This is a genomic window from Arenimonas sp., from assembly GCF_041919775.1.
Classification (GTDB): domain Bacteria; phylum Pseudomonadota; class Gammaproteobacteria; order Xanthomonadales; family Xanthomonadaceae; genus Arenimonas.
Map to the genome: position 1 here is coordinate 219,725 of NZ_JAYRTE010000001.1, position 23,942 is coordinate 243,666.

Here is a 23,942-nt window from a genome sequence, read left to right on the forward strand (position 1 = left end):
CATGTCGCCACGCCGCCTGTTGCCCACCCTGCTCGCCGCCTCGCTGGCGATGGCCACTGCGCCGGCCCTCGCCCAGCAGGGGCCCGACGCGCCGCCGCGCTGGACCCTGGGCCTGCTGGCGATCGAACGCGACGCGCCCTACCGCCAGCTCGACGAAGACCTGCTGGTGGTGCCGCTGGTGCGCTTCGAAGGGGAACGTTTCTACCTTCGCGGCCTGCGCGGCGGCGTCGTGCTGGCCCGGGACGGCGGTTTTGAGTTAGGAGCCTTCGTGCAGGGCCGCGGCGACGGCTACGAGGCGGCGGATTCGCCCTACCTGGCCGGCATGGACGACCGCGATTTTTCGCTCGACGCCGGCGTGGCCGCCAGCTGGCGGGTGCCGCGCGTGGGGCAGTTCGAAATCTCGGTCGCCACCGACATGCTCGACCGCAGCGGTGGCCAGGAAGCGGTGCTGTCCTGGACCGGGCTTGTGCGTGCCGGCGGCTGGCGCCTGCTGCCCGGCGCCGCGCTGATGTGGCAGAGCGGCGACATGGTCGACTACTACTACGGCGTGCGCCCCGGCGAAGCGCTGCCTGGCCGCCCGGCCTACGCGCCGGGTTCGGCGATGATCCCGGAGGTGTCGCTGCTGGCGACGCATCCGGTCGGCGAACGCTGGGAGTTTTTCGCCCGCGCCGGCCACGCCTGGCTGCCCTCGGAAATCACCGACAGCCCGCTGGTCGGCCAGGACGGCCGCACCAGCCTGATCGTCGGCCTGGGTTACACCTTCGACTGAGCTTGCACCGCGCGGTCGCGGCCCTCGGTCTTGGCCCGGTAAAGCGCGGCATCGGCGCGCGCGACCAATGACTGCGGCGTTTCCCCGGCGATGGCCTCGGCCACGCCAAGGCTGGCGGTGACCGGCCCGAAGGGCCAGTCGGCGACCCGGAAGTCGCGGCAAAGGCGTTCGGCGACCATCAGGCCACGCGACTGGTCGATACCGTGGAGCAGGACCGCGAATTCCTCGCCGCCGTATCGCGCGGCCAGGTCGCCCGGCCGCAACGCGGCCCGCAGCAACGCACCCGCCAGCCGCAGCGCCTGGTCGCCTGCAAGATGCCCGTACCGGTCGTTGTATTGCTTGAAGTGGTCAAGGTCGAGCATCACCAGGCAAACCGGTGAACCGCCCTTGGCGCGGCGCGCCAGCAGCCCGGCCAGTGCTTCGTCGAAGGCCCGGCGGTTGCCGACCCCGGTCAGCGCATCGGTGTTCGCGCTGGCCTCAAGCCGGCGGCTGTTTTCGCGTTCGCGCTCAAGCCGGTCGAGCAGGCCGGCGCCCCACCAGACCAGGCCGGCGACGAAAAGGCCCGACGCGACCGCCATCCAGGTGATCGTGGCACCCACCGACAGCCAATCCTGGCGCACCGCCAGCTGGGCCAGGAAAGCCACGACCACCGGCGCCACCAGCGCCGGCGCCAGCGCCCGCCGTCCCAGTTCCCCGCCCAGGCCCGGGCTGGCCAGGATCCTCGCCAGGCCGCTGCCCGGCTGCGAAGCCAGCCAGCCCAGCGCCAGCAGGAACACGCACACCGACGTGTTCAGGCCCAGCGGTGTGAAGGGCACCTGCCCGCTTTCGGTGCCCATCGCGTAGCCGTAGGCGCTGAGCGCGAACAGCGCGATCACCAGCATCACCACCGCCAGGGCCTGGCCCAGCCAGGCGCCAAAACGCTTCCAGGCCATCAGGCCGATCGCGCCGGCAAGGACGAAGGACACCGCCGTCAGTTCGGACATGCGCCCGGGCGAGCGGCTGGCCTGCAGGGCTTCGGGATCGTGGAACAGCAGGTCATCGAAGCCCAGGTCGATGCCCCAGGCGAACTGCAGCAAGGTGGCGATGCCCAACAAGGCCACGCCCAGCGATGCCGGGCCGGACACCTTCAGCGGCAGCCAGCCGGGGCGCACGCAGGACGCCAGCGCCGTGCCGGCCAGCATCATCCCGATAGCCGTGTTGGCCTTCATCGCCACGTGGCCGGGAAGCACCGTGCGCAACAGCGGCACGTCGGCCACCCAGCCCAGCAGCGCCGCCAGGCCCGTGCCGGCGACAAGCGCCGCGGCGGTCAGGGCCGAACGCTGCAACCAGCGTACGTGTTTCCCGTCCTCGGCAAGCGCGGCCTGGTCCATGCCGCCGAGATTGCTCAAGTCGCCGGCGCCTGGCAAGCCGGCGCGGGCTCAGCCACCGGCCCGGACGGCCAGCGCCACGACGGCCGCCGGTATCTGCGCGGGCAGCTCGACGCTTGCCATGCGCGAGGCATGTTCCGGGCCCAGGCCATGTTCGAGTTCGTGCGCCCAGGTCACGTGATAGGGCATGTGCACGCCCCAGCCACCCAGGCGCAGCACGGGCTCGATGTCCGAACGCAGGGAGTTGCCCACCATCACGAAGCGCGACGGTTCGAGCGAGAACTCCGACAGCACCCGCGCATAGGTACCGGCATCTTTTTCGGACACGATCTCGATGCGCCGGAACAGGTCGGCCAGGCCGCAGGCGCGCACCTTGGCTTCCTGGTGGAACAGGTCGCCCTTGGTGATCAGCACCACCGGCCATTCGCGCGCCACCGCCTCGACCGCGGCGCGGATGCCGGGCAGCAGGTCGACCGGATGCGCCATCACCGCCTTGCCCAGTTCGACGATGCGGTGGATGTCGGGGGCGCCGATGCGTTCGCCGGTGAGCGCGATGGCGGTTTCCACCATTGAAAGGGTCATGCCCTTGGCGCCGTAACCGAAGAGTTTGATGTTGCGGCGCTCGGTCTCGAGCAGGCGCTCGTGCAGGCCGGCATCAGCCAGGTCGACGTAGTTGCCGACGATGGCCTCGAACTCGGCGTGCGCGGCGCGGAAATAGCCCTCGCTGTGCCAGAGCGTGTCGTCACCGTCGAAGCCGACCAGGCCGAATCCCATGCCCGCAGGACTCACTGGCTGACCGGCTGGTCGAGATTCGGATCGCTGCCGCCGATGATCACGCTGCTGATGCGCATCTGGTAAAGCGCGTCGTGTGGCTTGCCGAAAACCTGGTCGGTGGCCTCGGCCAGCGCGGGACCGGCGCCGCCCTGCATCACGTAGCTGGCGCATTCGGCGCCCAGCGCCGAGGCGGCTTCCCGGCGGCTGTTGCCCAGGCCCTGGCCGGTGATGCGCTGGGGCTGGTCGCCCAGGGCGACGATGGCCTGCACCTGCGTTTCCGGACCGGGCCGGATGTGCCAGGCGGTGGCTTCCGGCGCGGTCAGCAGCAGGGCCACCGGGCCGGGCACGGCGATGTCGACGCGGCGGATCATCTCGCGACCCGGCTCGGTGCCCTCCACCGGCGTGGCGCCGTCCACCACGAACAGGCGCGCGGCCAACGGCATCGCAAGGCCCGGGATCCGGCAGGGACCCCAGTCCGGTTCGGCGACCACGGCGACCGCGCCCTGTTCGTCTGTGGCCTGCGCCTGGGCTTCGGGCTCGCCGCTGCCGCAGGCGGACAGCAGGCCGATGGAGACCAGGGCGGCGGGCAACAGGCGTGGCGACATGCGGGGACATCCTCGGACCGGGGGGCAAGCCGAAGCATAACCCCAGCGTCACGGCCGCGGGCTCAGCCGGGAGGGCGACGGCCCAGCACACGTTCGCGGTGCACCAGGTACAAGCCGCTGCTGACGATGATGCCGGCGCCCACGAAGGTCCAGCCGTCGGGCAGCACGCCCCAGATCATCAGGTCCAGGCCGAGCCCCCAGGCCAGCGCGCCGTACTCGAAGGGCGCGACCACGGAAGCCTCGCCCGAGCGGAAGGCTTCGGTAATCGCCACCTGGCCCAGGAAACCGGTGACGCCGACGCCCGCGATCACCCAGCCGTCCACCGCACGCAGCGGCACCCAGCCCGGCAGCGCCAGCAGCGAGGCGCCCGCGGCGGTCATCACCAGCATCCAGAACACCATCGACTGGCCGCTGTCGGTGCGATGCAGCACCCGCACCAGAATGGCCGAAAGCGCGTAGCCGGCGGCAGCCACCACCACGGCCAGGCCCGCCCAGCCGAAAAGCCCCTCGCCGGTGGGCCGCAGGACCACCAGCACGCCCACCAGGCCAACCCCGATCGCCGCCCAGCGGCGCGGGCCAACGTATTCGCCCAGCATCGGTACCGACAGCGCGGTGATCAGCAGCGGCGCCACGAAGAAGATGGCGTAGGCGCTGGTCATCGGCATCTGCTTCAGTGCGAACGCAAACGACGAAAGCATCATGATCGACAGGCCGGCACGCAGCAGGTGCAGGCGCCAGCGGACCTTCAGCAGGCCGACCGCCGAGCCGGTGGCCAGCACCCAGGCCAGCACCAGCGGCAAACCGGAGAGACCGCGCAGCGCCGCCACCTGCATCGGCGGGTAGTGGCCGGAGAGCTGCTTGAGGCCGCCATCCATCAGGGAGAACAGGCCGACGGCAAGCAGCATGGCGACGATGCCGCGGAGGTTTGACTGGGTTTGCATGCGGGTATTGTCGCCGGTGCCGGGGCTGGCCGGGGCAATTACCGCCCGCAGGCCCGGGCCACCTTTGCGTCCAGGTCCGAGCGCTGCCGGAAGTCGAGCTTGTTCCACAGCCGGTCGCGCAACGCATCGGCTTCCCGGCGGGCCTTTTCGCAGCGCATGCGGCGTTTCTGCGCGGCGCCGGGCTGACGCGGCTTCGCCTGGCGCACCGTCGCAGCCGCCGCGCGGCCCCTGCCCGGCGGCCCGGCAGCCCGGACACGACCGGCCTGTGCCCGAGGCGCCGGCGCAACTTCGGCCTTCACGGGCTGCACCCAGGCCTGACGGCTGTTGCCGGCACAGGGCAGCGACTGGTAGCTGACGGCGCCCGACGGCGCGACGCACTTGTAGAGGTCGGCGCCGGGACTGGCCGCGGAAAGCAGCAGCGCCGGGAACAACACGAACGACGGGAAGCGCATGGCAGGCTCCGGACGGAGGTGCCAGTGCACCGCATCCGCCGTCACGCGCCCATCGGCCAACCACCGCGTTCTGGCGCAGGAACTTGCCGCGCCGGCAGCGGAGAAAACTCAGGAATCGTAGACGTGCGCGCACTGGGCGACCACCCAGGCCCGCAGTTCCGCCTGCTGGGATTCGGTCAGCCGCAGCCAGTCTTTTTCCAGCGCCGCCTCGGAGAATTCATGCGCCTTGGTGCAGTCGCTCTTGAGGCGGGGATCGCCGGCAGCTTCCGCTGCCTGTGCACGCGCCTGCGCCTCCTGCTCCTGCTGCCGGGCCAGGCGCGCGGCTTCGGCCAGCCGGGCTTCTTCCGCCGCCCGTCGCGCCTCGGCCTCGGCCAGGGCCGCGCGGGCCGCCAGCTCCTCGACGCTGGGCCCGGCCTCCGGCGTGGCATCGCGTTTCCACACCTGGGTGCTGCCGGCCGGACAGGGCTGGGACAGGATGCTCACCGCGCCCTGGGCGTCGGTGCACTTGTAAAGGGACTCGGCCGCGGCCGGCGCGGCCAGTCCCAGGCAAACCAGTGTCAGCACGAAACGACGCATGGCTTACTCCGCCGGCGCCGCGTCGGCCGGCGCACTGCCCTTGAGGTGGGTGTCGAGGAAGGCCCGGATGCGGCCGTAGCCTTCGATCTGGTTCTTCTTCTTGGAGAACCCGTGGCCCTCGTCGTCGAACACGACGTATTCGACCGGCACGCCGTTCTTCTCCACCGCCGCGACGATGTCGTCGGACTCGGGCTTGATCACGCGCGGGTCGTTGGCGCCCTGCAGCACCATCAGCGGCACGTTGATCTTGTCGGCGTGGAACAGCGGCGAGGTTTCGATCAGGAAATCGCGCTGCGTTTCCGGATTGCCGATTTCCTGGTACAGCGCCTCGCGGAAGGACTCCCAGTAGGGCGGGATCGACTCAAGCGTGCGCAGCCAGTTCGAGACGCCGAAGATGTTCACGCCCACCTTGAACTCGCCCGGCTGGAAGGCCAGCGCCGAGAGCACCATGTAGCCGCCGTAGCTGCCGCCGATGATGCCGATCTTGTCGTCGTCCACGTAGTCCAGGGTCTGCAGGTACTTCTTGGCCTCGACCGTGTCCCACAGCGGCTCGCGGCCGTGCTTGCCGTCGTCGGCGGCGAAGAAGGTCTTGCCGTAGCCCGAGCTGCCGCGGTTGTTGATGCCCAGCACCACGTAGCCGTGGTTGGCCAGGTACTGGATGAGCGGCGAGTGCGCGCGCGTGGTCTGGCCACCCGGACCACCGTGCACCCAGACCAGCGCCGGCGCCGGTTCACCGGCGGTGGCCTGGTGCGGTTTCCACAGGATGTTGGGGATCGGCATGCCGTCGAAGCTGTCGAAGCGCACCACGCTCGAGTCCACCAGGTCGGCCGGGTCGATCGCCGGGTTCAGCGAAGTCGTCAGCTGGACCGGCTGGCCGCCGGCTGCAAGGTCGAGCACGTAGAGGTCATTGGGCTGGCGATCGCCGTTGAGGTAGAAGGCCAGCTTGTCCTCCGAGCGCGAGACGCGCAGGTTGCGCACTTCACCCGCGGGGAACTCGGGCAGCGCCACTTCTTCGCCGCTGGCGGTGTTGAACAGCTGCACGCCGGTGCTGCCGTCGACGTTGGTGGCCACGGCGAGGTAGGTGCCGTCGTGCGACAGCGTGGCGTCGACGATGTCCCAGTCGGCCGAACGCACCGGCTCGTGCTCCCAGGTCTGCAGGCTCACCCGGCGCAGCGCGGCGAATTCGCCCTGGTCGTTGGCGGTGTAGTACAGCCATTCGCCGTCCGGCGTGAAGGCCTCGGGCGTGAAGAGCGCCTGCCCCTCGTGTTCCGAGACCTTCGTGGCCTGGTCCGACGCCAGTTCGACGACGTGCAGGTCACTGTCGTTGGTGGTGTGGTTCTCGACCAGGGCCAACCAGCGGCCGTCGGGGGAGATCTCGTAAGGGTCGTATCCGGCCTCGTTCCGGTAGACCAGTTCACGTTCGTAGCCGTCGGCAAGGTAGCGATAGACGTCGAAGTAGCGTTCGTCACGCTCGTTGGTCATCACGAAGAACGACTGGCCGTCATGGCTGAACCCCATGAAGCCGGCCTTGAGGTTTTCGCCCGGGGTCAGGTCGCGCTCGCTGCCGTCGGCTTCGATCACGTACAGGTGGTCGAGTTCGTTGCCACCCTGGTCGCGGCTGACCAGCACGCGGTCGTCGCCCGGGAAAAACGCTTCGGCGTAGACGTTGTCGGTGTCGGACATCGTCACCGCCGTCCATTCCCCGCCGCCCACCGGCATCGTGTAGGCGTTCCAGACGCCCGACTTGTTGGAGGAAAACAGGATCCGCGACTCGTCGGGACTGAAGGAGCCGCCCATCACGCCCGTGGATTCGATGAATTCCTCGATGGCGTACTGGCGGGACGGGCGCTGCTCGACCGGCGCCTGGCTGGCTGCGTCGGCTGCTGCTTCCGGGGCCGGATCGGGCGAAGGCTGGCAGGCCGCCAGGGACAGGGACAGGGAGCAGGCGATCGCGAGGGTCAGGCCGGTGCGGCGAACGGAGGGCATGGAAGGCTCCTGGGACGTGAAGGCCACAATCTACGCCGCCCTTGCCCGCTCCGCGAGCCGGGGGCGGGGCTGCCTCCCCACAGGCGCAACCTGAACGGACAACCGGACAATCGATGAACCGTTCAGCTTCGACGGGTCAGCATCGTAGTCATTCAGCCGCCCCGTCGGCACCACCGGAGACCCCCGATGTCCGAGGCAAGCCGCCTGGCCGCGATCAGCGCCTTCCTGCTCAAGCACCGCAGCTCCCCCGTGTTCCGCTCGCGCCGCGAGCCAACCCCGGGCGTCGAGCCGCCGGACGCCACCGAAAGCGCGGAAACCTTCACCCGCGACCTCGAGGCGCTGGGCCCGACCTTCGTGAAGATCGGCCAGATGCTGTCCACCCGTCCCGACATGGTGCCGCCCGACTATCTGGTCGCCCTGTCGCGGCTGCAGGATGACGTCAAGCCCGCCTCCGCCGAGGAGATCACCCAGCTCATCGAAGAGGAGCTGGGCGCACCGATGGACAAGCTGTTCCGCGAATTCGAGCCGGTGCCGGTGGGCACTGCCTCTTTCGCGCAGGTGCACCGTGCGGTTCTGCCGAGCGGCCGCCAGGTGGCGGTGAAGGTGCAGCGGCCCGCCGTGGCGGCCCAGGTCGATACCGACCTTGCCGCCGTCGAGCGGCTGATCCGCTCGCTGGGACTGGTCAGCGGCGCCGACGAGCGTTATGGCTTCAGCGAATGGCTCGAGGAGTTCCGCGCCACCGTCCGGGCGGAACTCGACTACCGCCAGGAAGCCGACAACCTCGACACCTTCCACGACCGGCTTCGCGAATACGAAAACATCGGCGTGCCCACGCCAGTCTGGGACTACACGCGCCGCCGCGTACTGGTGATGGACTACGTCGACGGCATCCAGGTCACCACGATCCCCGGCGTGCTGCGCACGGAAGTCGACCTGAAGCCGCTGGCCCACGACCTGGGCAAGGCCTACCTGGACCAGGTGTTCGTGCACGGCCTGATCCACGCCGACCCGCACCCGGGCAACGTCAAGCTGACGGCGGACCATCGCCTGGTGCTGCTGGACCTGGGCATGGTCGGCTACGTGCCGCCACGCCTGCGCGACCAGCTGCTGAAGCTGGTGGTGGCCACCATCGACGGCCGCGGCGAACAGGCCGCCGAAACCTTCGTGCACATGGGCACGCGGCTCGAGGATTTCGACGAGGCCCGCTTCTCGCGCGAGACTGCGCGCCTGGTCGCGCGCTTCTCGAGCGCAACCACCTGGACCGAGTCCGAGGGCGGCTTCCTGCTCAAGCTGGTGGAGCTGGGCGGCCAGTGCGGCCTGAAGCCACCGGCCGAACTGACCCTGCTGGGCAAGACCCTGCTCAACCTCGAGTCGGTGATCCTGGCGCTGGACCCGGACGCGTCGCTGCGCGAAGTGCTGCGCCTGCACATGCACGGCATGCTGCGCGACCGGACCCTCGGCAAGCTGGACATGGGCCGGCTGGCCACCGAAGTGCTGGAAGTGCAGGAACTGGTGCGCGAAGCGCCGCAGCGCCTGTCGGTGCTGCTGCGCACGCTGGCCGACAACCGTTTCCGCGTGCACGTGGCCGGGCTGGAGGAAGCCCACCTGATAGAGAGCATGCAGAAGATCGCCAACCGCATCACCGCCGGCGTCATCGCCGCGGCGATGGTGGTGGGCGCGGCGCTGATCATGGACATCCCGACGCCGCACACCCTGCTGGGTTATCCGGCGCTGGCGCTGGTGCTGTTCCTGGGCGCGGTGGTGCTGGGTGCGGCGCTGGTGGTCAGCTCGCTGCTCGGCGACCGCCGCGCGCGCCCCAAGGCGGAGAAGGACCCGCTCTGAGGCGCGCGGCCGGGCTCAGTCGCCGGACTGGGCCGCGGCTTCCTTCTTGAAGATCTCCTGCATCTGCGCCTGCATGCGCGGCATGATCTCCTGCGCACGGCGCTGGCCGATCTGCATGGTGGCCTGCATCAGCGCGGGCTGCTTGGCCAGCAGCGACGCACCCTCGGGCGAGCGGTAGTAGGCCACCGCGGCGTCGACCTCGGCGTTGGTTAGCTCCTTTTCGAACAGCGCGGTGATCTCGGGCTTGATCGCCGTCCACGACATCGCCTCGAGCATGCCCTGCTTGGACACCGCATGCGCGGCGCGGGCGCGCTCGAGCGACTCGCCTTCCAGCGGATTCTGCTGCAGGGCCTGCTCGAAGGCCTGGTCGGCCATCTGCGAAAGCATGCCCTCCATCTGCGCGAAGTTCTGTTCGACCTGCATCACGTCCAGGTATTCGGCGACCTTGGCCTTGTCCGCGGCCAGGGCCAGGCCCGGCAGCGCCAGCAGCGTGGACAGCGCGAGCGCGGCAAAACGATGGCGATGGTTCATTCAGTACTCCGTTGCGTGGGGGGATGGAGGCAGGAATCTACCCGAAGGCCGTGTCTAACGCGAGATTCAGGCAGGGGCTTTTAGGCTGGTTCCCGCTGCAGGAAAAAAACATTCGCCGAGACAAGAGATCACCCTGCAGCGTGATCACCGGCCGCATCAAAGGAGAAATCCAATGACGACCAACAACGCCGAACTCCGCCAGGAAAAGGTGGAAACCCTCAACGAACTGATCCAGGCCACCCGCGACAGCGCCGCGTTCTACGCCGACGCCGCCAAGGCCGTGACCAATCCGCAGCTGCGCACGCTTTTCGTCGACATCGCCGAGTCCAAGCAGGGCCTGGTGGGCAGCATGGCGCGCGAAGTCCGCGCCGAGGCGGGCGAGCCCGCCACCGACGGCAGCCTGCGTGGCAGCCTGCAGCAGTTCTACTCGACGCTGCGCGCCGAGATGGCGAAGGACCACGGCGACTACGCCTACGTCCGCGAACTCGAGAAGAGCGAGGACCGCCTGATGGCGGCCTTCCACGACGTCATCAAGCGCGACGACGCGCCCAAGGCGGTCAAGGAGTCGCTGCTGAGCTACCTGCCCAAGGTGCAGCAGCACCACGACACCATGCGCGAGCGCAAGTGGGCCATGGAGGCCCGCCACTGACCGTCGCAGCAAGCAAAGGCAGGGAAGCCCGCGCGGGCCCGGTTCAGCCGGGCCCGTTTTGTTTCGAGGCCAGCCGGGCATAGGCGGCGCGCACCTCGTGCACGCCGTATTCCCGTTCGAGCCGGCGCACCACGAAATGCCCGCGCGCCACGGCCTGGAAATGGCCGATGAAGATCAGGTTGAGCGTGGCGCCGGTGGCGGCCCCGATCAGCGGCGCCGCCTGCGCCAGCGCCTTCTGCGTCACCGGGATCGAGAAGCGGCTGGCGATGCCGTTCACCAGCTGCACCAGCGCCGGCGCGCTGCCGGTGCCCATGCCGCTGGCGACGTAGCGCGTAGCGGCGGTGACCTGCTGGGCCAGCGCCGCACGCGTAGCGAAATAACCCGACTCGGCGCCGTCATCGTCGTCGCTGCGGCCGCCCAGCGCCAGCACTTCCAGGCAGGCCATGCGCGTGGCCGGGTCGTCGGGGGACTCCCCTTCGCTGCGGGCGATGTCGGTGATCGATCGCAGCATCGCGGCGGTGGTGAGGGGCAGTTCGACCAGCAGGCCGGGCAGTCCGAAAAAGCCGCCGACGGCGCCGGTGCCGGCGACCGCGAACTTGTGCAGGCGCGTGCTGGCGATCTGCCCCGGGGCTGGCTCGCGCAGGGTTCGCCGCGCCGCATCGAAGGCCGTTTCCACTGCCTTGCGCGCAGCGCGGTCGACCAGGCGCGCGGCCGGACCCGGCAGGCGCGCCATCAGGCCCTCGATCGGTGCGCCGATGACGTTGGCCAGCTGCATCGCCAGGCCGGGCGACTCGAGCAGCCGGCGCGCTTCGGCCAGTTCCACCTGGGCTTCGGGCGGCAGCGGGCGCAGCACCTGGCTCACAGCAGGACTTCGGAGCCGTCGTCCGGATGCTGCGCCGCCAGGCGTTCGAGCTCTTCCTCGTCCGGGATGTCGCCGGCATCCCAGTCCGCGACGACTGCGCGGCCGCGCTCAAGGTCTTCCCCGGGCACCCGAACCTGCAGCACGCCAATGGCAGGCAGCTCACCGGCGGCTCCCAGCAGTCCGGCACCGGAGACCTGTGCGGGGATGCCGGCGCTCCTGAGCAGGTCGCAGACCAGCTGGGCGTCGATCATGTTCTGTGCTTCGTAGACCGATTCCATGGCCCCGACTCTAGGTCAATCCGCGCGGCTTGCCCATGCCCCGGGCGGACCGGCCGCGTGAAAACGCATCGTTTCGCGCCTGCCCTCGCCCCGGCGCGGCGCATCGGCGATGCTGGCCGGACAGGAGAACCCCATGTCCGAACGCATCCGCTTCCCGGCCTTCCGTGATCGCCTCCGCACCGCTGAACAGGCCGCCGCCCTGATCCATCCGGGCGACACGGTGGCCATGAGCGGCTTCACCGGCGCTGGTTACCCCAAGGCCGTGCCCGGCGCGCTGGCCGAACGCATCGAGCGTGCGCATGCGCAGGGCCTGCCCTTCCAGATCCGCGTGCTGACCGGCGCCTCGACCGCCCCGGAGCTGGACGGCGTGCTGGCGCGTGCCAACGGCATCGAGATGCGCCTGCCCTACCAGTCCGACCCGACCGTGCGCGACCAGATCAACCGCGGCGAGATGGACTACCTCGACATCCACCTGAGCCATGTCGCCCAGCACGCCTGGTTCGGCTATTTCGGCCAGATCACCCTGGCCGTGGTCGAAGTCGCCGGCATCCTCGAGGATGGCCGGCTGGTGCCCTCCTCCTCGGTCGGCAACAACATGACCTGGCTCAACCAGGCCGACCGGGTGATCCTCGAAGTGAACCGCTGGCAGCCCGCCGCGCTCGAGGGCATGCACGACATCTACTACGGCACGGCGCTGCCGCCGGACCGTAAACCCATCCCGCTGCTGCACGTCGACGACCGCATCGGCGAACCCTACCTGCACGTGGATCCGGCCAAGGTGGTCGCCGTGGTCGAGACCGACGCGCCCGACCGCAATTCGCCGTTCGCGCCGCCGGACGAGGCCTCGAGGCGCATCGCCGGGCACCTGCTTGAATTCCTCGACCACGAAGTCAAGCGCGGCCGGCTGACGCCGTCGCTGCTGCCGCTTCAGTCGGGCGTGGGCAACATCGCCAATGCCGTGCTGGCCGGCCTGGCCGACGGCGGTTATCGCGGCCTGAGCGCCTTCACCGAGGTGATCCAGGACGGGATGCTGGACCTGCTGCGCACGGGCGTGCTGCGCGTCGCCTCGGCGACTTCGTTCTCGCTCAGCCCCGAAGGCATCGCCGAGTTCAAGCGCAACGTCGATTTCTATCGCGAGCGCATCGTGCTGCGACCCCAGGAAATGTCCAACCACCCTGAACTGATCCGGCGCCTGGGCTGCATCGCGATGAACGGCATGATCGAAGCCGACCTCTACGGCCACGTCAATTCCACCCACGTCGCCGGCAGCAGGATCATGAACGGCATCGGCGGCAGCGGCGACTTCGCGCGCAATGCCTACCTGTCGGTATTCATGTCGCCGAGCACGGCCAAGGGCGGCGCGATTTCCTCGATCGTGCCGATGGCCAGCCACGTCGACCACACCGAACACGACGTCATGGTTCTGGTGACCGAACAGGGCCTGGCCGACCTGCGCGGCCTGTCGCCGCGCCAGCGCGCACGCCTGGTCATCGAACGCTGCGCGCACCCGAACTTCAAGCCCCTGCTGCAGGACTATTTCGACCGCGCCTGCCGCGACAGCTTCGGCAAGCACACGCCCCACCTGCTCGGCGAGGCGCTGTCCTGGCACGACCGGTTCGTGCGGACGGGCAGCATGCGGCCCTGAGGGCCGTCGGGGTGCGGCTCAGGCCTCTTTGCCAGCCGCGTCGAAGAGGTTGAAGACCGGGACCCTGGCTTCGAGCTCGTGCGGGTCGTCGTCGAGGGCGACGCTGAAGCCGTCGTCGTCGTTGTCCTCGGGCACGGCCTGCCATTCGTGGACCAGCTGGCGGGCCTCCTCGGCCTCGTCATCCTCGACGACCACGCGGACCTGGCGGGTCGCGGGCACGCTGCCGTCCGGGCCGGCGACGTTCGGGCCGAAGAGGTGGGCGGCGATGCCCGCGCTGACCAGCAGGTCCTGCACCAGCTGGGCGTCGAGCTCGTTTTCGGCGACGTAGACGGGCGTCATGCCGATCCCTCCGGGAGTGGGTCCGGGGTAGCATTCAGGGGTGAAAACGCCCTCTAAACTGTGAACTGGTTCACGTTTTCCCGGGATTTCAGGCGGGTGGTCGCCTGGGCCTGACCAACGGGACGTTCAGGCCTCCGCCAGCCTGGCGGGTGCGGGTCTTCACACATCCCCGTATCCTGAGGGGCAACTGCTCCCGACCGGGGGGCGACGAGGAAACCGACCAGGATGTCGACGCTCAAGGCCATCAACGCGCAGGTCACCGGCTCTCAGGAAGGCCCGGATGCCATCCCGCTGACCCTCAAGCCCGGCGACGTGGTGCACGTGCAGCACGCCCACCCGGACCGGCCCGGTTACGTCTGGGCCGAGGACGGCCAGCTCAGCGCCGGCTGGATGCCGCTGGACCTGGTCGACATGAATTCGGGCACGCCCAGGGCCAGGGCCGAATACTGCAGCGCCGAACTGACCGTCGAACCCGGCGACACCGTGCGCCTGATCTGGGAAGACCCGGCCCACGGTGCCTGCTGGTGCGAAGACCGGCACAGCGAGCGTGGCTGGATCCGCAACGAGCACCTGAAGTTCGAGCCGGAGAGCTGAAGCGCCGGAAAAGCAGCCGGCCCCGGCAACGTCCCGTCGAAGAGGAGAAGGTCATGCTGGAAGAAACCACCCGGAAAATCGCAGGCTCGGGAATTCTGCTGTCGGCCGCCCTTGCTGGAACTTCACTTCTCGGGTTGAGTCTTGCCCAGGCCCAGGAAACGCCTTCGTCAGGCAAGACCGGCGCTGCAGCCCAGAGCGAAGCCTCCGCGAGAGGCATCGAGAAATCCGACATCCGGCGCGGAACAACCCGCGATACCGATGCTGATGGCGACGGATACGCAGACCCCAATCCGGTGGCAAGGCAAGCCGATCTGAAGAAGCTGGCCGATGAACTGGTGAATGTCCAGGGGTCGCCGGCAGACACCAACGGTACGGTTGATGCGACGGCTGCCACGAAGGTGGATGCCGGAAACGCCCTGAATGCCAAGCCGGCGAACGCACGAGCCGGTGATCCGATCCCGGATATAGACATCACGGAGAATCAATCGCCCGGCATACCGCCGAAGCGGAAGAGCGATGGTTCCGATGAAACGCAAGAAGCGGTTCCAGCCCTGGAGTCCAATCCAATCCTCTGACCAAGGGTCGGATTGAGCAGGGCTGGGCGCTTCCGCGCAGCCCTGCGTTACGACACAGCGGACAGATCCCCGCCCGGTGAACTGACCGCCGACCGCGGCCGGCTCGGAAAGGCATGCCGCAGGATCCGCCACACCACCTGCCCGAACTGCCGGGGCAGCGAACCGGTGTTGTAGTGCTGGCCGTAGCGCGCGCAGATTTCGCGCACCTCTACCGCCATCGCCGCGTAGCGGTTGGCCGGCACGTCGGGGAAGAAGTGGTGCTCGATCTGGTGGCTCAGGTTGCCCGACATCAGGTTCAGCAGCCGGCCGCCGGCGATGTTCGATGAGCCCCGCAGCTGCCGGAGGTACCAGCCGCCCCGGCCTTCGTCACGCACCGAATCGCGGGGAAAGGTTTCCGCATCGGCGGTGAAGTGGCCGCAGAAGATGATCACCCAGGTCCACAGGTTGCGCAGCACGTTGGCGATGGCGTTGCCAACGAGCACCGTCAGGAAGAACGGCCCCGCCAGCAGCGGGAAGAACACATAGTCCTTGAGCACCTGGCGCGCCATCTTGCGGCCCACCGGGCGGAACTCTTCGCGCAGTTCGCGCGTGGTCTTCTTGCCCGCGAACCAGCGGCCCAGCCGCAGGTCCTGTATCGCGATGCCCCACTCGAACAGGATCGCGAACACCACCGCCACCACCGGCTGGAAGAGGTAGAACGGGCGCCAGCGCTGCTCCGGGAAGATGCGCAGCAGGCCATAGCCGATGTCGTCGTCCAAGCCGCGCACGTTGGTGAAGGTGTGGTGGCGGAAGTTGTGGGTCTTGCGCCAGTTGTCGCTGGTGCCGGCGATGTCCCATTCGTAGGTCCGGCCGTTGAGCGCCGGGTCGTTCATCCAGTCGAACTGGCCGTGGATGACGTTGTGGCCCAGCTCCATGTTTTCCAGGATCTTCGACAGCGCCAGCGACAGCACGCCCAGGGTGCCGGCGATCCACAGCACCGGCGGGTGGAAGGCGCCGGCGATTGCGGCCAGCATCAGCAGCGCGCGGCCGGCGAAGCCGAACCAGCGCACGGCCGCGTACACAGCACGGATGTAGTCGGCATCGGCCTGGCCGATCGTGGCCACGGTGCGCGCGCGCAGGGCATCGAGTTCGGCGGCGAAGGCGTCGCGTTCTTCCGGCGAAAGCGCGCGGTTGCGGGGTTTGGCGGTCATCGGTTCACAGGTCCAGGACAAGGTCGCTGCGGGCGCTGGAAACGCACAGGCGCAGGGCGGACACGGGCTCGTGTTCGACCTCGCCGGTCAGCAGGTGGCGGGTGCTGCCGGAGGATTTCGCGCAGGCGCAGGTGTTGCACAGGCCGCGGCGGCAGCCTGATTCCGGCGACAGGCCGGCGGCTTCCAGGGCCTCGAGCAGCGACTGGCCGCGGGGAACCTGCAGGGTTCGTCCGCTGCGCATCAGCGTGAGTCCGACGCTTCCGGTGTCGGTGGCGTCGGCGACAGGCGGCGAGAAGGATTCGGCGGCGAAACTCGCGGCCTGCCCTGCGATCAGCTCGCGTGCGTTTGCGACGAAACCGTCCGGGCCGCAGGCCAGGACATGCGTCGGCACTTGGAGCCAGCTCGCCAGGTGGCTGGCGTCGAGCCGGCCTTCGGCTTCGTCATCGGCTTCGGCGCCATCGCGCGTGAGCACGAAGCGCACCTCAAGCGACGGATGCCGCGCGGCGATGGCGCGCAGTTCGTCCACGAAGCAGCGCTGGTCGCGGCTGCGGGTGAAGTACAGCAGCGTCGTCGGTGGCGGCTCAGCTTGCGCGGCAAGCCCGGCGAAGATCGCCATCATCGGCGTGATGCCGCTGCCGGCGGCGAGCAAGAGCCGGGGTGCGCCATCAGCGGGCGGCAGCGCCAGTTCGCCGAAGGCCTCGCCAAGGCTCAGCACGTCACCCACCCTGGCGTGTTCGCACAGGTGGGCGCTGACCTTGCCACCCTCGATCCTTTTCACGGTGATGCGGAAGCTGCCGTCTTCCCGCCGCAGGGCGCTGGGGCTGTAGCTGCGGACCAGCCGGCGGCCGTCGACCTCGACCCCGATGTTCAGGTGCTGCCCGGGTGCGAAGCCGCGGAAGTGGCGGTTGGGCCTGATCTGCAGGCTCACCGCGTCCGAGGCCGCCGGTTCGCGGGCCAGAATCCGGCCCAGCGGGCGGTTCCAGCTCCAGGTCGGCGAAATACGGCCCGCCCAGAAGTCGAACAGGGCCGGCGACACCAGCGGTACGCGGCGGGACCGCCCGGGGGGCGGGGAATGGGGCGGGCTGGCAGGCAGAGCGGGGCGCATGGCGGGCAGTATACAGGCCCACATACACTTGTCTATACATCTGTATATGCAGAGACGCTTATGATGGCGCCCTACCCCGACCCGGCCCACCCGTGACGCCCACCCCCCCTGACGCCGCCGCCGACGACCTGCACCCGAGCCGCCGTACGGCGATCACCCAGGCCGACCTGCTTGAAGCCGCGCTTCGCCTGATCGGCCCGCATCGCAGCGTGTCCAGCCTGGGCCTGCGGGAAGTCGCCCGCGAAGCCGGCATCGCCCCGAACAGCTTCTACCGCCAGTTCCGCGACATGGACGAACTGGCCGTGGCCCTGATCGACGTCGCCGGCCAGTCGCTGCGCAAGATCGTCGGCGCTGCCCGCCACCGCGCCGAGGCGGAGCGCGGCGTGGTGCGCGGTTCGGTCGAGGCCTTCATGGAACAGGTGCGCGCCGACGACAAACTGCTGCACGTGCTGCTGCGCGAGGGCACCGTCGGCTCGGACGCCTTCAAACGCGCCGTTGACCGCGAGCTGAGCTTCTTCGAAGACGAACTGCACGCCGACCTCGTGCGCTTCGGCGAACTGCGCAAGCAGCCGCTGGCCGAACCCGCCCTGGCCGCCAAGGCCATCACCCGCCTGGCCTTCGCCATGGGCGCCACCGCCCTGGACCTGCCGCCCGAGCGCGACGCCGAGCTTGTCGACCAGCTCACGACGATGGTGCGCATGATCCTGGTGGGCGCGCGCAGCCTGACGAAACCGGCCGGCGCATGAAAAAGGGAGCCTTTCGGCTCCCTTCCTCTCCCCGAAGGCCTCAAGCGCTCAGCCGCACTTGCTGTACCCGCAGTTCAGGCACGTCGCGCAGCCGTCCATGATGACCGTGGCCTTGGTGTTGCACTTGTTGCACATCGTCGCGCTGGGCGGGAAGGAAGTGCCCTCGCCGGTGACCTGCACCGCCTCGTCGGCGCGCGATGCGCCTTCGGTGCCGGTGCCGGCGGGGGCAGCACCCGACTTCTTCTTTGCCTTGGCTTCGTAGGCGGCGCGCTTTTCGGCGATCAGGCGCTTCTGCTCCTCGCCGAGCTCCGGGTCGAGGATCATGCCGATGGACTTGAGGTGTTCTTCGACCACGCTGCCGATTTCGGCAACGATCGACGGCATGTACACGCCGCCGGCCTTGAAGTAGCCGCCGCGCGGGTCGAACACGGCCTTCATCTCGTCCACCAGGAAGGTGACGTCGCCGCCCTTGCGGAACACGGCGCTCATGATGCGGGTCAACGCCACGATCCACTGGAAGTGGTCCATGTTCTTGGAGTTGATGAACACCTCGAACGGACGACGCAGCTCGTGTTCGGTACCCGGGTTGAGCACGATGTCGTTGATCGTCACGTACATGGCGTGTTCGACCAACGGCGACTTGATCTTGTAGGTCGAACCGATGAGCACGTCGGGGCGCTCGACCTTTTCGTGCATCTGGATGATGTTCGATTCCGGCTCCGGCACGGCCACGGGAGCGGCGACGGGGGCAACGACGGGCTTGGCCTTGTCTTCCGGCTTCTGGACCGCGTATCCCTTGATTTTCTTGCTGATCTTGATGGCCATGCTGGTTTCTTTCCGCTTATGCAGTTCTGGGGGTTACTTGCCCGGAGCCCCCCGCCGCCGGGCGGCGGGGGGACGGGGTACGACAATCGGGACAGCCGCTAGGCTTTAGCGCTTCCTGGCAACCTTTCGGGCCGTCTTCTTGCGGGCCGCCTTCTTCGCGGCGACCTTGCGCTTGGCGGTGGTCTTCTTGGCCACTGCCTTCTTCTTCACGGCGACCTTCTTCGCCGCGACCTTGCGCTTGGCCGTCGTCTTCTTCGCGGCGGCCTTCTTCTTCACGGCCACCTTCTTGCCGGCGACCTTGCGCTTGGTGGTCGTCTTCTTCGCGACGGCCTTCTTCTTCGCGGCCACCTTCTTGCCGGCGACCTTGCGCTTGGCCGTGGTCTTCTTCGCGGCGGCCTTCTTCTTCGGCGCAGCCTTCCTGGCCGCAGCCTTCTTCTTCGGGGCCGCCTTCTTTTTGGGCGCCGCCTTCTTGCCTCCAACCTTGGCCTCGACCGCCTTCACCGCGGCGTCGACCTTCTTCTTCGCGCCCTTGACGGCCTTCTTGACCGCCTTGCCGGCGTCGGACTTCTCGGCCTTCTTCACCTGCGCCTTGGCCTTCTTGATGACCGGCGCGGCCTTCTTCTTCGCCGCCTTCATCGCAGCCTCGGCCTTGTGGGCGATGGCGTCGCCGATTTCGTGCGCTTTGTCGCTGACGCTTCCAGCGGCACTGGACAGGGCCGCCGTGACACCGTTGCCATTACTCATACCGCTCTCCTCGTCTACGAAAACCACGGCGGGGCGCCGCGGGGTTTGCCTCAGAACTTGCCGTAATACCCTTCTTTGAGGGCATCGAACAAGTTGGCCGCGGTATGCAGCTCGCCGTCGTATTCGATTTCCTCGTTGCCCCTGGCCTCGACGACGGTGCCGTCCTCGAGTTCGAAGCGGTAGGTGGTGTTCTCCAGGTCGGCTTCCTTCACCAGCACGCCCTGGAAGGCGGCCGGGTTGAACCGGAAGGTGGTGCAGCCCTTCAGGCCCTGCTTGTGGGCGTAAAGGTAGATGTCCTTGAAGTCTTCGTACGGGTAGTCGGTCGGGACGTTGGCGGTCTTGGAAATGGAGGAGTCGATCCACTTCTGCGACGCCGCCTGGATGTCCACGTGCGCCTTGGGCGTGATGTCGTCGGCCGAGACGAAGTAGTCCGGCAGGCGGGTCTTTTCGTCGTCGCTGAACGGCATCGCCTCGGCATTGACCAGGGTGCGGTAGGCCAGCAGCTCGAAGCTGAAGACCTCGACCTTCTCCTTGGACTTCTTGCCTTCGCGGATCACGTTGCGGCTGTAGTGGTGGGCAAAGCTGGGCTCGATGCCGTTGGAGGCGTTGTTGGCCAGCGACAGCGAGATCGTGCCGGTCGGCGCGATCGAGCTGTGGTGGGTGAAGCGCGCGCCGGTTTCGGCGAGGTCCTTCACCAGTTCGGGCGCCACCTCGGACACGCGCTGCATGTAGCGCGAATAAAGCGCGTGCAGCTGGCGACCCTTGATGGCCTGGCCGATCTTCCAGCCGTCCTTCTTCATTTCCGGGCGCTTGCGCAGCATCTCGGCGGTGACGGTGAAGTCCTCGTCCATGATCGGCGCCGGGCCCTTTTCCTTCGCCAGCGAAAGCGCGACTTCCCAGCCGGCCAACGCCATTTCACGGCTCACTTCCTCGGTGAACTTCACCGAATCGGGCTCGCCGTACTTCATGCGCAGCATGGTGACGGTGCTGCCCAGGCCCAGGAAGCCCATGCCGTGGCGGCGCTTGCGCATGATTTCCTTGCGCTGCTGTTCCAGCGGCAGGCCGTTGACCTCGACCACGTTGTCGAGCATCCGGGTGAACACGCGCACGACTTCCCGGTACTCGTCCCAGTCGAAGCTGGCCTTGTCGGTGAACGGGTCGCGCACGAACTTGGTGAGGTTCACCGAACCCAGCAGGCAGGCGCCGTAGGGCGGCAGCGGCTGTTCGCCGCAGGGGTTGGTGGCGCGGATGGTCTCGCACCACCAGTTGTTGTTCATCTCGTTGACGCGGTCGATCAGGATGAAACCCGGCTCGGCGAAGTCATACGTGGACGCCATGATGCGGTTCCACAGCTGCTGGGCGCGGATGTGGCCGTAGATCTTGCAGGCCACCATGCCGTCTTCGCGGGTCACGTAATTCTCGGAGTGCGGCCAGTCGCGCCAGACCACCTGCTTCGGGTCGTTGACGTCGACGTCGCCGGCTTCCTTGACGTTCACCGGGAACACCAGCGGCCAGTCGGAGTCGGCCTCGACGGCCTGGATGAACTCGTCGGTGACCAGCAGCGAGAGGTTGAACTGGCGCAGGCGGCCGTCCTCGCGCTTGGCGCCGATGAATTCCTTCACGTCCGGGTGGGCCACGTCGAAGGTGCCCATCTGGGCGCCGCGGCGGCCACCGGCCGACGAGACGGTGAAACACATCTTGTCGTAGATATCCATGAACGACAGCGGGCCCGAGGTATAGGCGCCGGCGCCGGACACGTAGGCGCCGCGCGGGCGCAGCGTCGAGAACTCGTAGCCGATGCCGCAGCCGGCCTTGAGCGTCAGGCCGGCCTCGTGGACCTTGCCCAGGATGTCGTCCATCGAGTCGGTGATGGTGCCCGACACGGTGCAGTTGATCGTGCTGGTGGCCGGCTTGTGCTCGAGCGCGCCGGCATTGGACGTGATGCGGCCGGCCGGGATCGCCCCGCGGCGCAGCGCCCAGAGGAAGCGTTCGTACCAGTATTTGCGCTTTTCGGCCGTCGGCTCGGCTTCGGACAGGGCCCGGGCCACGCGCTGGTAGGTGTGGTCGATGGTGGCGTCCACCGGTTCGCCACGCTTGGTCTTGAGGCGGTACTTCTTGTCCCAGATGTCCTGGGACGCCGGCTGCATCTCGATGTCCTGCGCCGCTTTGCTCTTTACCGCCTCCAGGCGAACCGTGCTCATAAGTCCTTTCTTCCTCCCGGGGCGCCCCTCGGGGAGGGCGCCTTTTGTCTGCGTTCTTATCGGGTCCAGCCGGCCCGGAATCCCGGGGAAGACCCACCCGCCCGCGGGGACTGGCCCCGTGGCTTGCGTGATGTCCGTTCCGGTTTCCGCATGCCGTCTCGCCTTCGCGTCGTGCTTGCTCGCTGACCCCTGCCTTGAACCCAAGGCCTTGGGGCCGCCCCCCGCTGCCCACCACAAGATGTAGTGGCAACGGTAGGCAAAACTACCCCTGCTCGGAGGGGCTGTCAACCGCCCGCGCGCATCCGGAACCGGGCGGGAAATTCCTGTTCCATCAACCATTTCCACCTTGCACCTGCGGCTGTCCTGATATTTTCCCGGTCCACGTTGATGCGCCCCGCCCGGGCCGGTCGCGGGGCCCGGCCAGGGCCCGGCCGGGCTCCGCGAAAGCCCGGCGACACCCCTTGTCCAGCCGCCGTTCGGACGCATTCTGGTATCAATCGCGGGCTGCCGACCCCGCCCCGGAGACCCCCCTGATGCGTTTGCCCACCGTCGCCGCCCTGCTCATCGCCGCCCTTGCCGGGGCCGGGGCCGCCCACTGGCTGGCCCAGCCGGCCGCGCCCGACCCGGCCACCGCCCCTGCCCCGCCCAGCCGCGGCGACAAGGCCCTGGCGCGGGCCGCCGAACTGGCCCTGCCGCGCGCGGCCCACGCCGCCCTGCCGGTGGAAGTGGACGGCGTGGCCCTGCCCTCGCTGGCGCCGATGCTCGAGCAGGTGACGCCGGCGGTGGTGAACATCTACAGCCGCCAGGTCGTGCGCGTGCGCAACCCGCTGGCCGAACTGTTCGGCATGCCGGGCATGCCCCAGCAGCGCCGCCAGCAGTCGCTGGGCTCGGGCGTGATCGTCGACGCCGAACGCGGCCTGGTGCTGACCAACCACCACGTGATCGAAAACGCCGACGAAGTGTCGGTCACGCTGGCCGACGGCCGCACCTTCGAAGCCGAGTTCATCGGCTCGGACCCGGACACCGACGTCGCGGTCATCCGCATCCCCGCCGAAGAGCTGGTGGCCATCGCGCTGGCCGACTCCAGCGGCCTGCGGGTCGGCGACTTCGTGGTGGCAGTCGGCAATCCCTTCGGCCTGGGCCAGACCGTCACCAGCGGCATCGTCTCGGCGGTGGGCCGCAGCGGCCTGCAGGGCCTGGGCTACCAGAACTTCATCCAGACCGATGCCTCGATCAACCCCGGCAACTCCGGCGGCGCGCTGGTCAACCTGCGCGGCGAACTGGTCGGCATCAACACCGCCAGCTTCAACCCGCGCGGCAGCGCCGCCGGCAACATCGGCCTGGGTTTCGCCATCCCCGCCAACCTCGCCGACGAGGTCAAGCGCCAGCTGCTGGCCTATGGCGAAGTGCGCCGCGGCAGCCTCGGCCTGGACAGCGAAGACCTCAACCCGCGCCTGGCCGAACAGCTTGGCTTGCCGGCCAACCAGCGCGGCGCCGTGGTCACGCGCGTCTACCGCGGCAGCCCCGCCGAAGCCGCCGGCGTGCGCCCGGGCGACCTGGTGGTGGCCGCCAACGGCACCCGCGTCGACAGCGCTCAGGCCCTGCGCAACCTCGAAGGCCTGCTGCCGGTCGACGAGCAGGTGCGGCTGGACCTGCTGCGCGAGGACCGCCGCATGAACGTGCAGGCCGTGCTCAAGGCCCGCACCACCGAGATCGACGGCGCCGACATCGATCCGCGACTCGCCGGCGCCACCCTGGCCGAACTGCCCGAACGTTTCCGCCAGCGCGGCTGGTACGGCGTGGTCGCCAGCGAGGTCGAGGCCGGCAGCCGCGCCGCCCGCAGCGGCCTGCGCCCCGGCGACTACATCCTCGGCGTGAACCAGCGCCGCGTGGACGACCTGCAGGCCTTCCGCGACCGCATGCAGGACCCGCCGCGGGCGCTGCAGCTGGACGTGCGCCGCGGCGGCCGCACCGGCTTCCTGCGCATGGAATGAAACCGCGCCGCCACCGGCAACCGGTGTAAGGTGAACACATCGCCCAAGAGGAGTCCCCCATGAGTCCTTCGCAGCAAACCAGCGCCCGCCACATCGACCAGGCCAAGGAGAATCTTGGCGAAGCGCGCGACGCGCTCAAGTCCGGCGTGGACGAAGCCCTCGAGGCCGGCGCAGCCGCGGCCGCGGAAGCCCGCGCCGAACTCAACGAGCAGCTCGAGGGCCTGATGGAACAGGGCCGCGGCATGCTCAACCAGGCCGAAGACCTGATCCGCAGCAAGCCGCTGGCGTCCTTCGGCGTGGCCTTCGCCGCCGGTTACCTGATCGCCGCGCTGACGCGCCGCAGGTAACGCCC

At 68.7% G+C, this 23,942-nt stretch carries 25 protein-coding genes; 9 read left to right on the forward strand and 16 right to left on the reverse strand.

Annotation, left to right across the window (positions count from 1 at the left end; genetic code table 11):
• Position 1 precedes the first annotated feature (1 nt).
• Positions 2 to 769, forward strand: coding sequence for a MipA/OmpV family protein (locus tag ACE3TE_RS01025; protein WP_374601368.1), 768 nt, complete (start codon positions 2 to 4; stop codon positions 767 to 769).
• Here ACE3TE_RS01025 and ACE3TE_RS01030 read toward each other — a convergent pair.
• From ACE3TE_RS01030 to ACE3TE_RS01060, 7 genes are all read right to left on the reverse strand, one after another.
• Positions 754 to 2,157, reverse strand: a complete 1,404-nt coding sequence (locus ACE3TE_RS01030) for a diguanylate cyclase (RefSeq protein ID WP_374601370.1) — start codon at positions 2,155 to 2,157, stop codon at positions 754 to 756. The genes ACE3TE_RS01025 and ACE3TE_RS01030 overlap by 16 nt on opposite strands.
• 30 nt (positions 2,158 to 2,187) lie before the next feature.
• Positions 2,188 to 2,910 (reverse strand): HAD family hydrolase, encoded by a 723-nt coding sequence (locus ACE3TE_RS01035; protein WP_374601372.1) that lies wholly within the window; start codon positions 2,908 to 2,910, stop codon positions 2,188 to 2,190.
• An 11-nt stretch (positions 2,911 to 2,921) separates the two neighbouring features.
• Positions 2,922 to 3,515, reverse strand: a complete 594-nt coding sequence (locus tag ACE3TE_RS01040; RefSeq protein WP_374601373.1) for a hypothetical protein — start codon at positions 3,513 to 3,515, stop codon at positions 2,922 to 2,924.
• 62 nt (positions 3,516 to 3,577) lie between these two features.
• On the reverse strand, positions 3,578 to 4,456 hold the full coding sequence (locus ACE3TE_RS01045) for a DMT family transporter (protein ID WP_374601375.1): 879 nt from the start codon (positions 4,454 to 4,456) through the stop codon (positions 3,578 to 3,580).
• A 38-nt stretch (positions 4,457 to 4,494) separates the two neighbouring features.
• Complete coding sequence (locus ACE3TE_RS01050; protein ID WP_374601376.1) at positions 4,495 to 4,908, reverse strand: DUF4124 domain-containing protein; 414 nt, start codon at positions 4,906 to 4,908, stop codon at positions 4,495 to 4,497.
• 108 nt (positions 4,909 to 5,016) lie between these two features.
• Entirely contained in the window at positions 5,017 to 5,484 is a 468-nt protein-coding gene (locus tag ACE3TE_RS01055) for a DUF4124 domain-containing protein (RefSeq protein ID WP_374601377.1), read from the reverse strand.
• A 3-nt stretch (positions 5,485 to 5,487) separates the two neighbouring features.
• Positions 5,488 to 7,470, reverse strand: a complete 1,983-nt coding sequence (locus tag ACE3TE_RS01060; RefSeq protein ID WP_374601379.1) for an alpha/beta fold hydrolase — start codon at positions 7,468 to 7,470, stop codon at positions 5,488 to 5,490.
• Positions 7,471 to 7,656: 186 nt separating this feature from the next.
• Between ACE3TE_RS01060 and ACE3TE_RS01065 the strand changes: the two genes are divergently transcribed.
• The gene (locus ACE3TE_RS01065) at positions 7,657 to 9,312 is read left to right on the forward strand and encodes an ABC1 kinase family protein (protein ID WP_374601381.1); all 1,656 of its coding nucleotides are present in this window, start codon (positions 7,657 to 7,659) and stop codon (positions 9,310 to 9,312) included.
• A gap of 15 nt (positions 9,313 to 9,327) precedes the next feature.
• Here ACE3TE_RS01065 and ACE3TE_RS01070 read toward each other — a convergent pair whose 3' ends face one another.
• Positions 9,328 to 9,843: a DUF2059 domain-containing protein gene (locus ACE3TE_RS01070; RefSeq protein ID WP_374601383.1), complete on the reverse strand. Its 516-nt coding sequence runs from the start codon at positions 9,841 to 9,843 to the stop codon at positions 9,328 to 9,330.
• Positions 9,844 to 10,015: 172 nt separating this feature from the next.
• On the opposite strand from ACE3TE_RS01070, the gene ACE3TE_RS01075 reads away from it, so the two are divergent.
• Entirely contained in the window at positions 10,016 to 10,492 is a 477-nt protein-coding gene (locus ACE3TE_RS01075) for a PA2169 family four-helix-bundle protein (RefSeq protein ID WP_374601385.1), read from the forward strand.
• 43 nt (positions 10,493 to 10,535) lie between these two features.
• On the opposite strand, the gene ACE3TE_RS01080 is transcribed toward ACE3TE_RS01075, so the two are convergent.
• Both ACE3TE_RS01080 and ACE3TE_RS01085 read right to left on the reverse strand, forming a co-directional pair.
• A complete protein-coding gene (locus ACE3TE_RS01080; RefSeq protein WP_374601477.1) occupies positions 10,536 to 11,333 on the reverse strand; it encodes an EcsC family protein in 798 nt (265 codons plus the stop codon).
• Between the two features lie 17 nt (positions 11,334 to 11,350).
• Positions 11,351 to 11,632, reverse strand: coding sequence for a DUF2007 domain-containing protein (locus tag ACE3TE_RS01085; RefSeq protein WP_374601387.1), 282 nt, complete (start codon positions 11,630 to 11,632; stop codon positions 11,351 to 11,353).
• A gap of 133 nt (positions 11,633 to 11,765) precedes the next feature.
• On the opposite strand from ACE3TE_RS01085, the gene ACE3TE_RS01090 reads away from it, so the two are divergent.
• Positions 11,766 to 13,277 carry an acetyl-CoA hydrolase/transferase family protein gene (locus ACE3TE_RS01090; protein WP_374601389.1) on the forward strand — a complete coding sequence of 504 codons (1,512 nt, stop codon included), beginning with the start codon at positions 11,766 to 11,768 and terminating at the stop codon, positions 13,275 to 13,277.
• 18 nt (positions 13,278 to 13,295) lie between these two features.
• Here ACE3TE_RS01090 and ACE3TE_RS01095 read toward each other — a convergent pair whose 3' ends face one another.
• Positions 13,296 to 13,616, reverse strand: coding sequence for a DUF2007 domain-containing protein (locus tag ACE3TE_RS01095; protein ID WP_374601391.1), 321 nt, complete (start codon positions 13,614 to 13,616; stop codon positions 13,296 to 13,298).
• 225 nt (positions 13,617 to 13,841) lie between these two features.
• Here ACE3TE_RS01095 and ACE3TE_RS01100 point away from each other — a divergent pair, with 225 nt between their 5' ends.
• On the forward strand, positions 13,842 to 14,210 hold the full coding sequence (locus ACE3TE_RS01100) for a hypothetical protein (RefSeq protein WP_374601393.1): 369 nt from the start codon (positions 13,842 to 13,844) through the stop codon (positions 14,208 to 14,210).
• A gap of 53 nt (positions 14,211 to 14,263) precedes the next feature.
• Positions 14,264 to 14,785: a hypothetical protein gene (locus ACE3TE_RS01105; protein WP_374601395.1), complete on the forward strand. Its 522-nt coding sequence runs from the start codon at positions 14,264 to 14,266 to the stop codon at positions 14,783 to 14,785.
• Positions 14,786 to 14,832: 47 nt separating this feature from the next.
• Here ACE3TE_RS01105 and ACE3TE_RS01110 read toward each other — a convergent pair whose 3' ends face one another.
• Positions 14,833 to 15,975: a fatty acid desaturase gene (locus ACE3TE_RS01110; RefSeq protein WP_374601397.1), complete on the reverse strand. Its 1,143-nt coding sequence runs from the start codon at positions 15,973 to 15,975 to the stop codon at positions 14,833 to 14,835.
• Between the two features lie 4 nt (positions 15,976 to 15,979).
• Positions 15,980 to 17,080: a ferredoxin reductase gene (locus ACE3TE_RS01115; RefSeq protein WP_374601399.1), complete on the reverse strand. Its 1,101-nt coding sequence runs from the start codon at positions 17,078 to 17,080 to the stop codon at positions 15,980 to 15,982.
• Between the two features lie 92 nt (positions 17,081 to 17,172).
• Between ACE3TE_RS01115 and fabR the strand changes: the two genes are divergently transcribed.
• On the forward strand, positions 17,173 to 17,826 hold the full coding sequence (fabR, locus tag ACE3TE_RS01120) for an HTH-type transcriptional repressor FabR (protein ID WP_374601401.1): 654 nt from the start codon (positions 17,173 to 17,175) through the stop codon (positions 17,824 to 17,826).
• 48 nt (positions 17,827 to 17,874) lie between these two features.
• On the opposite strand, the gene ACE3TE_RS01125 is transcribed toward fabR, so the two are convergent.
• The 3 genes from ACE3TE_RS01125 to ACE3TE_RS01135 form a co-directional block, all read right to left on the reverse strand.
• Positions 17,875 to 18,651, reverse strand: a complete 777-nt coding sequence (locus ACE3TE_RS01125) for an NrdJb (protein WP_374601403.1) — start codon at positions 18,649 to 18,651, stop codon at positions 17,875 to 17,877.
• Between the two features lie 105 nt (positions 18,652 to 18,756).
• A complete protein-coding gene (locus ACE3TE_RS01130) occupies positions 18,757 to 19,395 on the reverse strand; it encodes a hypothetical protein (RefSeq protein ID WP_374601405.1) in 639 nt (212 codons plus the stop codon).
• A 50-nt stretch (positions 19,396 to 19,445) separates the two neighbouring features.
• Positions 19,446 to 21,596, reverse strand: coding sequence for an adenosylcobalamin-dependent ribonucleoside-diphosphate reductase (locus tag ACE3TE_RS01135; RefSeq protein WP_374601407.1), 2,151 nt, complete (start codon positions 21,594 to 21,596; stop codon positions 19,446 to 19,448).
• 530 nt (positions 21,597 to 22,126) lie between these two features.
• Here ACE3TE_RS01135 and ACE3TE_RS01140 point away from each other — a divergent pair.
• Entirely contained in the window at positions 22,127 to 23,590 is a 1,464-nt protein-coding gene (locus ACE3TE_RS01140; protein ID WP_374601478.1) for a Do family serine endopeptidase, read from the forward strand.
• A 59-nt stretch (positions 23,591 to 23,649) separates the two neighbouring features.
• Positions 23,650 to 23,937: a hypothetical protein gene (locus tag ACE3TE_RS01145; RefSeq protein ID WP_374601409.1), complete on the forward strand. Its 288-nt coding sequence runs from the start codon at positions 23,650 to 23,652 to the stop codon at positions 23,935 to 23,937.
• The last annotated feature ends 5 nt before the right edge of the window (positions 23,938 to 23,942 follow it).